This is a genomic window from Paraburkholderia sediminicola, assembly GCF_902859805.1.
Classification (GTDB): Bacteria; Pseudomonadota; Gammaproteobacteria; order Burkholderiales; family Burkholderiaceae; genus Paraburkholderia; species Paraburkholderia sediminicola.
In genome coordinates, this window is sequence record NZ_CADIKC010000006.1 from 420045 (window position 1) to 432626 (window position 12582).

The 12582-nt window shown below is 60.5% G+C and carries 12 protein-coding genes; 6 read left to right on the plus strand and 6 right to left on the minus strand.

Going from position 1 to position 12582, the window contains the following annotated elements:
• Positions 1 to 59: 59 nt before the first annotated feature.
• Positions 60 to 1370, minus strand: coding sequence for an MFS transporter (locus R8871_RS22810; RefSeq protein ID WP_175052482.1), 1311 nt, complete (start codon positions 1368 to 1370; stop codon positions 60 to 62).
• A 139-nt stretch (positions 1371 to 1509) separates the two neighbouring features.
• Between R8871_RS22810 and R8871_RS22815 the strand changes: the two genes are divergently transcribed.
• The gene (locus R8871_RS22815; RefSeq protein ID WP_054041525.1) at positions 1510 to 2469 is read left to right on the plus strand and encodes a LysR family transcriptional regulator; all 960 of its coding nucleotides are present in this window, start codon (positions 1510 to 1512) and stop codon (positions 2467 to 2469) included.
• A gap of 152 nt (positions 2470 to 2621) precedes the next feature.
• On the opposite strand, the gene R8871_RS22820 is transcribed toward R8871_RS22815, so the two are convergent.
• Positions 2622 to 3371 (minus strand): sulfite exporter TauE/SafE family protein, encoded by a 750-nt coding sequence (locus tag R8871_RS22820; protein ID WP_175052483.1) that lies wholly within the window; start codon positions 3369 to 3371, stop codon positions 2622 to 2624.
• Positions 3372 to 3532: 161 nt separating this feature from the next.
• On the opposite strand from R8871_RS22820, the gene R8871_RS22825 reads away from it, so the two are divergent.
• Together R8871_RS22825 and R8871_RS22830 are read left to right on the plus strand one after the other, a co-directional pair.
• Positions 3533 to 4423: a LysR family transcriptional regulator gene (locus tag R8871_RS22825; RefSeq protein ID WP_175052484.1), complete on the plus strand. Its 891-nt coding sequence runs from the start codon at positions 3533 to 3535 to the stop codon at positions 4421 to 4423.
• A 168-nt stretch (positions 4424 to 4591) separates the two neighbouring features.
• On the plus strand, positions 4592 to 5569 hold the full coding sequence (locus R8871_RS22830) for a PDR/VanB family oxidoreductase (RefSeq protein WP_175052485.1): 978 nt from the start codon (positions 4592 to 4594) through the stop codon (positions 5567 to 5569).
• A gap of 54 nt (positions 5570 to 5623) precedes the next feature.
• Here the strand turns inward: R8871_RS22830 and catC are convergent, their stop codons facing one another.
• From catC to catB2, 3 genes are all read right to left on the minus strand, one after another.
• A complete protein-coding gene (gene catC / locus R8871_RS22835) occupies positions 5624 to 5914 on the minus strand; it encodes a muconolactone Delta-isomerase (RefSeq protein WP_175052486.1) in 291 nt (96 codons plus the stop codon).
• Positions 5915 to 6071: 157 nt separating this feature from the next.
• Positions 6072 to 6980 carry a catechol 1,2-dioxygenase gene (catA, locus tag R8871_RS22840; protein ID WP_175052487.1) on the minus strand — a complete coding sequence of 303 codons (909 nt, stop codon included), beginning with the start codon at positions 6978 to 6980 and terminating at the stop codon, positions 6072 to 6074.
• Between the two features lie 47 nt (positions 6981 to 7027).
• The gene (gene catB2 / locus R8871_RS22845; RefSeq protein WP_175052488.1) at positions 7028 to 8185 is read right to left on the minus strand and encodes a muconate cycloisomerase CatB2; all 1158 of its coding nucleotides are present in this window, start codon (positions 8183 to 8185) and stop codon (positions 7028 to 7030) included.
• A gap of 102 nt (positions 8186 to 8287) precedes the next feature.
• Between catB2 and R8871_RS22850 the strand changes: the two genes are divergently transcribed.
• The 3 genes from R8871_RS22850 (at position 8288) to R8871_RS22860 (ending at position 11470) form a co-directional block, all read left to right on the plus strand.
• On the plus strand, positions 8288 to 9175 hold the full coding sequence (locus R8871_RS22850; protein ID WP_093642783.1) for a LysR family transcriptional regulator: 888 nt from the start codon (positions 8288 to 8290) through the stop codon (positions 9173 to 9175).
• A 58-nt stretch (positions 9176 to 9233) separates the two neighbouring features.
• Positions 9234 to 10379 (plus strand): hypothetical protein, encoded by a 1146-nt coding sequence (locus tag R8871_RS22855; protein WP_175052489.1) that lies wholly within the window; start codon positions 9234 to 9236, stop codon positions 10377 to 10379.
• A 101-nt stretch (positions 10380 to 10480) separates the two neighbouring features.
• A complete protein-coding gene (locus R8871_RS22860) occupies positions 10481 to 11470 on the plus strand; it encodes an alpha/beta hydrolase family protein (protein WP_246287651.1) in 990 nt (329 codons plus the stop codon).
• A gap of 64 nt (positions 11471 to 11534) precedes the next feature.
• On the opposite strand, the gene R8871_RS22865 is transcribed toward R8871_RS22860, so the two are convergent.
• The gene (locus tag R8871_RS22865; protein WP_175052490.1) at positions 11535 to 12563 is read right to left on the minus strand and encodes an alginate lyase family protein; all 1029 of its coding nucleotides are present in this window, start codon (positions 12561 to 12563) and stop codon (positions 11535 to 11537) included.
• Positions 12564 to 12582 lie beyond the last annotated feature (19 nt).

Genomic DNA, 12582 nt, shown 5'->3' on the forward strand with positions numbered 1-12582 from the left:
GGCGTAGGCCGGTGCGTCCATCATCGCACGCGCCGGCAACGTCCTTGATTTCATTTGATTCAGCGTGCCGGCAGTGCTTCGGGTGCGTCGGCACGACGGTGTTTCAGCGCATCCAGCGCGACGATGCATGACAAAGAGATGCCCGCGAGGCACGTGTAAAACACCGCAAGCGGCCACCATTGCCCGGTAAATTTGTGCGCGAGCGATGTTCCCGCCAACGGCGTCAAACCACCCGCGATCGCGCCGCACACCTGGTACGACAGCGAGATCGCCGAATAACGCACCCGCACCGGAAACACGCCGCTCACAAAACCCGCGATCACCGAATAGAAACTCGCCATGCACACCACGGCAAGCGCGATGCCGACAATCATCGACAGCCGGCTGCCGCTCTGCACGAGCGTGAACATCGGATACGGCGAGAGCATCGCGGCGAACGCGGCCAGCTTGAGGAAGCGCGCACCGCCGATCTTTTCAGCGAGCCAAGCAGCAAGCGGTTGCGAAAGAAACTGGATGATTGCAACCGCGAACAGGCAATCGAGAATCAGCGATTTCGACACGCCGATGTTTTGCGTGGTGTACGAAATCATGAAAGTGTTGGTGAAGTACACGCCCGCGATGCCGATCGTATTCGCGCCGATGCACAGCGCAACGAGCGCGCCGGAAGAACGGAACACTTCGGCAATCGGCAACTCGACGGTACGCTTCGCCTCTTTCTCGCGCTGAAATTCCGGCGACTCGTTCACACCGATACGGATGAAAATGCCGACCGCAAGCAGCACCGCGCTCGCCAGAAACGGCAGACGCCAGCCATACGCGATGAAATCGTCGTGGGGCATCGACGTGACCGCCCGAAATGCGATCAGCGAGAGAATCAGCCCGGCGGGGCTGCCCAGTTGCGCGAACGAGGCGAAGAATGTGCGCCGCCCCTTCGGTGCATGTTCGCCGGCCATCAGCACGGCGCCGCCCCACTCGCCGCCCACCGCCACGCCTTGCACCACGCGCAGCAACACCAGCAGCACCGGCGCGAGCACGCCCACCTTCGTATAAGACGGCAGCAAGCCGACGCACACGGTGGCGACCCCCATCATCATCAGCGTGGTCATCAGCGCCTTCTTGCGGCCGATGCGATCGCCCAGGTGGCCGAAGATCACGCCACCCAGCGGCCGCGCGAAGAAGCCGACCGCGAAGGTCGCAAACGAGGCCATCGTGCTGACAAACGGGTCATGCGAGGGGAAGTACAGCTCGCCGAACACCAGCGCGGCGGCCGTGGCATAGATGTAGAAGTCATACCACTCGATCATCGTACCGATGAAAGCGGCGCTGGCCGCTCGCACGGGCTGACGGGTGGCTTGGGGTGAAGCGTTCATGGCGGCTCCTCAGTCGCGATGCCTGATATCAGGGCATCTTATGAGGTGTTTTATCGCCAGCCATAAAATATTAGTCAAATTTCGGTTTATTATCCCGGCTATAAATCTGGCTAATGTCGAAGGTGATTCCATGACTCAGTTGCGCGCGGACGTCACGCGTTTTTTGAATGACCGGCTCGACTGGAACCTGTTGCGCACCTTCCTCGTGATCATGCAGGAGCGCAGCGTCAGCCGTGCCGCGGCGCGTTTGCACCTGACGCAACCGGCAGTTAGCCAGGCGCTCAAACGGCTTGAAGACACGCTCGGACGCAATCTGATCCAGCGCCGCGGCCCGCACTTCGAACCGACCCGCGCCGGCGAGGAGGTGTACCGCATCGCGAGCGATATTTACGGGCACATGTCGCGGCTGGAAACCGAACTCGACGACCGCAGCGACGACATCACCGGGTCGATCCGGCTTCTGTCGGTGAGCCGGATCGACTCCGGCGTCTACGACGAATTCCTCGCGGAATTCCACAAGACCTATCCGCGTGTGGATTTGCAGATCGAAGTGATGCGCTCGTCGGACATCATTTCGTCGCTGCTGCAAAAAACGGCCACCGCCGGGCTCGGCCTGTGCCGCACACCCGTCGACAAACTCGAACAGCGCTGCTTTCTGCGGCAACGGTATGCACTTTTCTGCGGGCGGCATCATCGGCTGTTCGGGCGGCATGCATTGTCGATTGATCAGTTGCTGGCGGAAAACTTCGTGTCGTTCACCAGCGACCAGATCGGCGACAGCCTCTCGCCCCTCACCGTGTTTCGCGATCAACGCGGCTTTACCGGACGCATCGTGGCGGCCTCGCCGAGCCTTGACGAAGTGCGGCGACTGATCTTCGCGGGCTACGGCATCGGCTGCCTGCCTGAGCACATCGTGCGCGACGATCTCGCGCAGCAGCGGCTGTGGCGTCTGCCGCCCGAAGAGGGTCTGGTCGACGTCGACATCGATCTGCTGTGGCTGCGCGCACGCAAGATGAATGCCGCCGAGCAGGCATTTCTCGATGGAATGGAGCGCACGATGCAACGCTATGCGCTACCCGAACGGCTTGCGCCGCGCTAACCGAAGATGAACCTGCCGGTTCACCGATTTCCGCACTTGCGGATGAACGCGATCTGCACCGCCACACTTGCCAGCACAGCTAACGCGCCTAACGTATCCAGAATAGTCGACCACACAATCAGCCCTCCTGCTTCACACTCCTCACTTCCTGATCAAACGAATGCGCGCGCCAGTAACTGAATACCCAAGCCGAGCAGACAAATAAAAAACCAACGGCGGAAGGTCGCCGGACTAATGTGCCCGCGCACGCGTTGGCCGATCCACATGCCGAGCAAGGCAGGCACCACGGCGCCAAGCGACGTGCCGAGGTCGTCGACCGCAAATGCATGCTCCCGTGTCAGTCCGATAGCAAGCGCGATGGTGGATACGGTGAACGACAGCCCGAGCGCCTGAACCAGGTCCTCTTTCTTCAACGTTAACCCCTGAAGATAAGGCACTGCCGGCACGACGAACACGCCTGTCCCGCCGGTGATCGCACCGGTGACCACGCCGACCGCGGGCGACAGCCAGCGCTCGTGCCGTGCCGGCACCGAGAAGCGCCACGCCATCAGCCCGGCTGCAGCATAGAGCGTCAACGCGGCGCCCAATCCGGCCACGGCCCATTCGCCCCCGCCGCCCGCAATGAAGGACGCAGCCGCGAGCGTGCCCGCGACGATACCCACCATCATCGGCCACAACCGCTTGACCAACTCCCGCACGCTAGGCCCCGCGAACAGTTGCCAGACGTTTGTGACGAACGACGGCAACAACAGCATCGCGGCCGCCTGCGCCGGCAGCATCAGCGTGCCGAGCACGCCCATGGCGACCGTCGGCAGACCCATGCCGGTCACGCCCTTGACGAAGCCGGCCAGCAGGAAGGTCGCGGCAACCACGCTCGCGTGCAGAGCAAAAGAAGAGGTCATCGGGATGAGGTTCTGGATGTCATGTCTGCGATTTTCGATTGCCGCAGCACCGTCCACAATGCGTAAGATACGTACTGTGACTTAGGCCAGGGCTAAGGCTAAAACTGCAACGGCAGCCGCAACTCCAGTCACGGTTGCCGCACCCACTCAAATCCGACCCCATGCGCTTCGACCTGATCGACCTCCGCCTTTTCCTTAACATCCTCGACACCGGCAGCATCACGCACGGCGCGGCGCGCGCGAACATGTCGCTGCCGTCGGCCAGCGCGCGTTTGCGCGGCATGGAAGACGCATTGGGCGTGCCCTTGCTGGAGCGGGGCCGGCGCGGCGTGGAGTCCACCGCAACAGGCGATACCCTCGCGCATCATGCGCGACTCGTGCTCGGCCAGATCGACCGGATGCAAGGCGAGCTCGGCGAACATCAGGCCGGGAGCAAAGCGCTTATCCGTTTGTGGACCAATACCGCCGCGATCACCGAGTTTTTGCCGGCCCCGGTTGGGCTCTTTTTGCGCGACCACCCCAACGTGCAGATCGATCTGAAGGAGCGGCAAAGTAGCGAAACCGTGAAAGCGGTGCTGACCGGCGCGGCGGAAATCGGCATCATCTCCGATGCCGTCGAACACGGCGCGTTGCAGACGCTGCCCTTTGCCGTGGACAAACTCGTGCTGGTCACGAGCCGTGACGACCCGCTGGGCGCGCGGCGCCGCGTAACGCTTGCGGAAGTGGCTGACCGTGAATTCATCGGCTTGAGTACGGGCAGCGCGTTGCACGCCTACCTCGGCGAACGCGCCCTGCTATCCGGACAGCCGCTCAGCGTCCGGGCGCATATGCGAACCTTCGATAGCATCTGCTGCATGGTCGAACAGGGCGCGGGCATCGCCATCGTGCCGGCTACCGCCGCCAAACGCTATCGCGGCGCGCCGGGCATTCGCACGATCGAACTGACGGACAGTTGGGCCACGCGTCAGTTGCTGATCTGCATGCGCGACCTGAACGCGCTGAAACGGCCGGAAAAGGCGCTGGTCCGTCATCTGGCCGGTGTCGAAGGGTAACGAGGGCGCACGGCTGAACACCTTATTATCAACCTCACTTATTTCATAACCGATTTTTAATCGATTTGCCTGATTGTCGGCGGTTTCTTATCCTTGACGCACAACCGGCCGCCGCGCATTGCATGCGGCGTCCGCTCTGCCCCTCCCTGTCCTTTGGCCAGCAAGATCATGGAAAGAACCACCTTCAGCGTACGCGTCGACAGCGTGCGTGACGAAGCACACGGCGTGCGCTCGTTCAGCATCTCGCGTCTGGACGGACAACCGTTCGACCGCTACGAGCCCGGCGCGCATATCGACGTCACCGTGCCCTCGGGCATCACGCGACAGTATTCCCTGTGCGGCGACCCCGATCATCGTGAGGCGCACCTCTTTGCCGTCAAACGTGAAGACGCATCGCGCGGCGGCTCGCGCTCGCTGCATGACGACGTGACGGTCGGTTGCGAATTGACGATCGGCGCGCCGCGCAATCTGTTCCAGCTTGCGGCCGGCGCGAGCGAGCATATTCTGATTGCGGCAGGCATTGGCGTCACGCCGCTGTTGAGCATGGCCTATCGCCTGCTCAAGCAGAACGAGCGCTTCGTGTTGCACTATTTCGCGCGCAGCGCGGAGCATGCGGCGTTCTTGCCGCTGCTCTCGCGCGCACCGTTCAGTGAGTTTGTGCGGCCTCATTTCGGCGTCGAAAAAGAACAGCTCGATGCGGTGCTGGCCGACTGCGTGGCAAATGCGCGTGAGGGTTCGCACATTTATACCTGCGGTCCGGGGCCCTTCATGGAGCGCGTGGTGGCGATCGGCGAAACGCGCGTGCCTTCCGAGGCGATTCACCTTGAACGCTTCGCCGCCGAGCCCGCTTCGGCGGCTAGCAGCGAATCGAACGCGCTCGACGCATTCGACGTGCAGATCGCCAGCAGCGGCGCCATCGTCCACGTCGATAAAAATACGACGATCGTCGCGGCGCTGGCGTCGATCGGTATCGAAGTCGATACCTCGTGCGGCGAAGGCGTATGCGGGACCTGTATGGTCGATGTGGTGAGCGGCACGCCCGAGCATCGCGACCATTGCCTGAGCAAAGCTGAAAGAGCCGGCGGCAAAGTGATCTGCTGCTGCGTCTCGCGCGCCACGTCACCGCTGCTGGTGCTCGATCTCTAAGACTCTTTGATGCAAACCAGGTGCTGCGTTCGCAGCACCTTCTTCCTTCGGCCCTTACCGGTCGTCGTCGCGAATCGACGATGCATGCCGGCACAGTGCGCGCACTTCGATATCCATGTACGGAAACAGCGGCAACTGGCTCAGCACGTCATGCAGTTGCGCGGGGCTTTCCACATCGAACACGCTGATGTTTGCGTAGCGCCCGGCGATGCGCCACAAGTGCCGCCATACGCCCTCTTCCTGCAGCTTCTGCGACATGGCTTTCTCATCGGCTTTCAGGCGCGCGGCGCGTTCGGCGTCCATATCGAGCGGCAGGTTGACGGTCATCTCAACGTGAAACAGCATGCTGGCTCTCCTTTTTTGATCGGTAATGAAAAACCCCGACTACGCGGAATACTCCGCCGCGCAGCCAGGGTCGATTGATTCATGCGGTACGTGTATGCGTTTTCAAACATCGGCGCGTTAGAGCGCCGCAGCCGCAGCCGCAGCCACAGTTGCAGCCTCAGGCTTCGGCGCGCAACCGGTCGATCTCAGCGCCCGGCAGGTTGTCGCGCTCCTTGAACAGCGTGAAGTCGAAGTCGATCAACGCAAACTGGCCTTCCACGCCATAAGGCTTGCCTTCCGCGCCCTCGGCCTGCTTGACCGCCGGCACCAGACCGTCGCGCGTGGCGAACGCAAAGTCGTCCCACAGATACGGATCGCCGTCGATGTTGATCTGCGTGGTCAGCTTGCGGCAGCCCGGCGCCGACACGAAGAAGTGAATATGCGCCGGACGATGCCCATGACGGCCCAACTGATCGAGCAACAACTGCGTCTGCCCTTGCGGCGGCACCGAGTAACCGACCGGCACCACACTGCGGAAGCTGTACTTGCCTTCGGCATCCGTGCGAATCGAGCGGCGCAGATTGAAAGCCGGCTGCGACTTGTCGAAGTACGAGTAGTTGCCGAGATGATTCGCGTGCCACACTTCAACCAGCGCATTCGCGAGCGGCTTGCCGTCTTCGGCAAATACGCGGCCACGCATCACCAGCGTCTGGCCGGGATCGGTGCCGTCATCGAGTCGTGCATGGCCGTCGGACACCGGCGCGCCCGCCACATACAGCGGCCCTTCGATGGTGCGCGGCGTGCCGCCTTCAATACCGGCCTTGGCTTCCGCTTCGTCCATACGCAGATCGAGAAAATGCTCGAAGCCGAGGCCCGCGGCCAACAGGCCCAGCTCGCCGCTCTTGCCTGCGTCGCCGAGATAATTCAGCGCGGTCCAGAACTCGGCCGGCTGCACGTCGAGGTCTTCGATCGTATAGAACAGATCCTGGATGATGCGTTGGACGATCTGCTTTGTGCGCGGATTGCCTTCGCTGGTGGCGCTGTCGTTGAATTTCTGCAGCAGTGCGTCGATAGCTTGCTTGTTCATGGGGTATCTCCTTCGTTTAATGTTCTCGGCGGTTAGCGGATGAACCGTCAGTTCGTGGTAACGCTTGCGCCTTTGCGCGTATCGCGCCGCAAGCGGTCGATCTTGTCCCAGTCGAGCGTGATGCCGAGACCGGGTCCCTGTGGAAGATGCAAAGCAAAATTCTCGTAGCGCAGCGGTTCGGTGAGAATCTCTTCCGTCAGCAGCAACGGCCCGAAGAGTTCAGTGCCCCACTTCAGTTCGCCGAAGGTGCTGAAGAGTTGCGCCGAGGCGATCGTGCCCACCGCGCCTTCGAGCATCGTGCCGCCATACAGGTCGATATTCGCGGCGAGCGCAATCGCTGCCACTTGCGCCGCGCCGGTCAGACCGCCCGATTGCGCGATCTTGATAGCGAAGACATCAGCCGCACGCGCGCTGGCGATGGCGAATGCGTCCGCCGGGCCGTGCAATGCTTCGTCCGCCATGATCGGCACCTGAGCGAGATCCGTCAGACGTTTGAGGCCCGCGCGGTTCTCCGCGGCAATCGGCTGCTCGATCAGCGCAACACCTGCATCGGCAAAGCGCTTGCCGGCCCAGATCGCTTCGGATTCGGTCCATGCCTGATTCACGTCGACACGCACTTCACCGCGGCCTTCCAGGGCTTTCTGAATCGCCACGACGTGCGCAACGTCATCGGCCAACGCGCGCGAACCGATCTTCAGCTTGAACACGCGATGCCGCTTCGTTTCGAAAACGCGCTCGGCTTCGTCGATATCGCGGGTCGTGTCGCCACTGGCGAGGGTCCACGCCACGTCCACCGAATCGCGTACCCGGCCGCCGAACAGCTCCGACAGGGGCACGCCGAGACGCTGCGCCTGGGCATCGAACAAAGCGGTTTCAACCGCGGATTTCGCAAAGCGGTTGCCCTGAAACAGCGCGCGCAGCTTCGCCATCGCCGCGCCCGGACGGGTTGCGTCCATGCCTTTGAGCAGCGGCGCGAAGTACGTATCGATGTTGACCTTGATACTTTCAGGGCTTTCCTCGCCGTAGGCGAGGCCGCCGATGGTCGTGCCCTCGCCCACGCCGACCACGCCGTCGGATGTGCGGATGCGCACCAGCACGAGCGTCTGGCAATTCATCGTTGCAACCGAAAGCCGGTGCGGACGAATCGTCGGTACGTCGACGAGAATCGTCTCCACGCTCTCGATCTTCACGGGTGTTGCTATCATTCGGTGCTCTCCTGAACTGCTTTCATGAGAGCCTCATAGTAGAAAGAACCCGCGAAGCAGTCCAACACCGATTCCGACTACTTCCATACCTTAGGGGTATGCATGGAACTTCGCCAACTCCGCTATTTCATTGCGGTCGCAGAAGAAATGAACATCACGCGGGCCGCCAATCGCCTGCATATGACGCAGCCGCCGCTTAGCCGCCAGATCCAGCAGATCGAGGAAAGCGTTGGCCTCGCGCTGTTCGAGCGCGGCTCGCGGCCGCTGCGGCTGACCGAAGCCGGCCGCATTTTCTATGCGCAGGCCAAGCGTCTGGTCGACGACGCCGACGAACTCGCCCCGCTCACGCGGCGCCTCGCGCAACTGGCCGAGCGCATCGTGATCGGCTTCGTACCGTCCACGCTCTATGGTGCATTGCCCGCGGTAATCCGCGCATTTCGTGAAGCGGCGCCGCATATCGAGTTGTCGCTGATCGAAATGTTCACGATCGAGCAACTCGGCGCCCTCAAAGGCGGCCGTATCGACGTGGGTTTCGGCCGCTTGCGTTTCGACGATGCGCAACTGGCGCGTGAAGTGCTCGTCGAAGAGCGCATGATTGCCGCATTGCCGCAAAACCACCCGCTCGCACGCCAGAAGAAGGCGCTGACGCTTGCCGCGCTCGCCGAGGAAACGCTGATCGTCTATCCGAGCACGCCGCGGCCGAGCTATGCGGACCAGCAGTTATCGGCGATGCACGACCACGCGCTGGAACCGAAAGCGGTGCATGAAGTGCGGGAGTTGCAAACCGCCTTGGGGCTGGTTGCGGCGCAGGTCGGCGTGTGTCTAGTGCCGGAAAGCGTCGAGGGTTTGCGCGCGCATGGCGTGGTGTACCGGCCGGTGCCGGCGGCCAATATCTCGTCGCCGATCATCATGAGCCGACGCCTGCAGGATGAGTCGCCGACAACCACGTTGCTGTGTTCGCTGGCGCGGGAGTTGTTCAAGCGGGGTTGAAGGTGCGCAAGGAGGTTTGAAACGGACTCTGAGCGTCAGTACGTTCACGGAGAGGATCATGCGTGTCACGAAGCGATGCAGCGCGTTCATCATTCCTGTGGCTTTCCTCGGTTCGGTATTGTCCGGTTCGGCAATCGCGCAAGAAGCAGCATCTGGCAATTCTGCGCATGCGATTTCAGAAATTGGTATTGATCGTTCAGGGCTGGGTAGCCAGGACGGAGCCACGAGGCAAAAGACGTTTGAGGATATTCGTGCGCTTCATGCTACCTGGTTTCGTGATGAACCCACTTCTGGATCGGCCCAGGGAGTTGCCAACTTCGTCGAAGAAATACGGGAGGCCAGGCAGCAGAAATTAAAGGTGCTAGTCAACATTCTTCAGATGGACGAGGACTACGATAGTGCGCCACCTATGAATGATCACGGCTGGCGATCCAAGAAATTGAGCGAAATAGATCTGGATAAATTTGCCCAGCGATTCAGCAATCTGCTTGGTGCTTTAAAGCACGCAAATCTCACGATTGATGCGGTCGAACTCGGTAACGAGGACGACAGCTACTATTACGATGCAGACGTGCCAAACGGACACTACGCCAGTCAGGCCGAGCTACATACATGGCTCCAGGGCTATGGACAGTTTTTGAAGACCGGTGCGACGATTTTGCATGACCCTCGTTACTATCCAGAGGCGAAAATCATCACTTTTGGTATCGCCCATGGGTATATAGCGCCTGGCCACCCCCCACAGTCTCTTTCAAACCCGGCGAAAATCGTTGCCATGTTGAAGGATGTGGATCACGTGAACTATCTGGATAATAGCGGCTATCACGTCGATGGTTACGGCACCCACATTTACGCCTCACCGAGCAGTCCTGGTGCAACTGCGACGGCTCTCCTGCGCCAGGACGTATGGGCGCTCGGCCGAGACAAGCCCTTCTGGATTACAGAATGGGGGTTTACCGATGCCACGAAGTTTCCGAATCAAAAGGAACAAACTGCAGCCAAGGCGATGCAAGAGATTCTCAACGCGTTTGATGATCTCGGCCAGCGAGTGCCAATTGGACCGATGTTTTTCTATTCCTACAATTCCGGGTTACAGGATGCTGACGGACGTCCCAGTGGCCTGGTGGATACTCAAGGAAAATTTGTTCCAGCCGCGAACGTTCTGTCGGTGCGTGCTGCCCAGGTTTCGTCGCACAACTTCTGAAGCTGTGGCCCTCGCTCCAACCAGAGACGCAAGCAACGCACGCTTTCGCCGGGCCTGGTTAGTCCGGTTCAGTCTGAACTGATACTCAAACGGAGAACTTCGTGAGACTTCTGGTCGCCCTCACCGTCCTTTTGTGTCTGGCCGTCACACAAGCACAAGCCGTTTCAGCGAATGTCGGCTTCGAGGAGGTCAAGATACCGAGTGGCGACGAACCGCCGCTCATTGCCGGCATCTGGTATCCGACCGACGCACCGGCGACATCGCATGCGTTGGGTAACGCCAGCCAGACAGTAGCGCCGAATGCGCCGGTCGCAGGCAATCGTCTGCCGCTTGTGGTGATGTCACACGGTGGAGGTGGCTGGTACGACGGCCATTACGACACGGCGCTCGCGCTGGCTCACGCGGGCTTTGTCGCGGCAGCGGTTAGCCACGATGGCGACACGTTCAAAGATCAGAGCAAGGTCTTGCAACTCTGGCGTCGGCCTGCCCAGCTCCATCGGCTGGTTGACTACATGCTTCGCGAGTGGCGCGGGCACGGACAACTGGACGAAACGCGCATTGGTGCGTTCGGGTTTTCCAACGGCGGCTTTACCGCGCTTGTGGCCGCTGGCGGCACTCCAGACCTTTCGACCATCCGCCCGTTTTGCGAGGCGCACCCGGATCAAGATCTGTGCGAGGCCCTGCGGAAAGCCGGCGTCGACCTTCATGCCATTCCGGGTGTTCCCGCCAGCGCGTGGATCCATGATTCGCGCATCCGGTCCATCGTCATCGCCGCGCCGGCATTCGGCTTTGCTTTCGGCCAGTCAGGGCTGACTGGCGTTCGCGTCCCGGTCCAGCTTTGGAGCGCGAGCGATGACCGTCATCAGACGCATCCCTTCTATGACGAGGCGGTACGCGACGACTTGCCCCGTGCACCTGAGTACCACGTGGTTGGCAATGCAGGCCACTACGACTTCCTGCCACCTTGCGATGCGCGTTTTGCCAAGGCGCGGCCGGAGGTCTGCGGCAGTCTGCCGGACTTCGACCGAGCAGGCTTTCATGATCGATTCAATGCCGACGTCGTGCGGTTTTTTCAGGCAACACTGCCATAGGGACCATTTCAGGAAGTCTGCCCAGTACATCTGAAGATGTTCCAGCAGACGAGCGTGGATGTTCTTATTTCGTCATGCTATTTGAAAAGCTCAGAAGCACTTGATGCATCTTGATCAGGTCACCGCCACCATTCAGATCGATGAGGTTAGTCGTTTTTATGCCGCAAGTTTGCCAATCCTCGTTCATGAGATCCGCGCCATAAGCTTGCTGAACGCGATAGCCCCAATCGCCCATCGGCTCTTCAGATGGCACGTGGGCTCGTGCTGCCATCTCCTGAGGATCGCAAATGGCACGGCCGACCAGATCGGAGAGTGATTTCAGCCTGGCACGATCCTCTGCCGTGTCGGGTATGTGCAGCGATTTGCGGATTTCTCGCAGAGAAAGCAGCATGGACAATGCCCGATCGTGGTAAATGAGTGCTCGCGAACCTCGCGAAAGCTCGGAGTCCAGATACCCGTCGTCATGGACGGATGCAAGAAAGTAACGCCACACCTCGTTCTGAAATGCATTGGCATTTTCGTTGCGCGTCAATAAGGCATAGCCGGCTGCTGTCGCGCCATCTTCGTAGTAAAGATTGCCCTCTCTGTTTCCCTCCGCGAGATGTTTGCGATCGCCTTCGATTTTTCCATTCACAAGTCGCCCAAGCCAGGGAGCGACGTCGGGACCCAGGTCCAAACCTTGAGACTTCAACTTGATGGCAAGCATGACCATGCCGCGCGTAAACTCGCCCTTATCAACGCCTCCTTCACGGCTGTAGTTTCCGTTTGCGTCGACCGTCGTCGACATGGCGTCAGCCGCCGCCCACTTTTCAAGCAGCAGGTTGGCACATGCAGGGGAGAGTCCTGTCAGCTTGCTCCAGGACGGTGCTCCATCGAGTGACTGTGTCTCGTAGGACAGGAAATCGTTGATCGGTTTTCTATCTTTGTCGAGTTCTGCTTCCTTTGAAGGATCGACTTTTGATCCCCTGGCGTCCGAGTAGAACTCCGGCCCGCTAACGTTAAGCACAGGCGGATAACTCGGGCAATGCATCCCGGACTGCGCCTTGGCAGAAAGAGAAAATAAAAGGAGGAGAACCATGGCTATATGTTTCATGACCTTCCTTGGCTTTGTT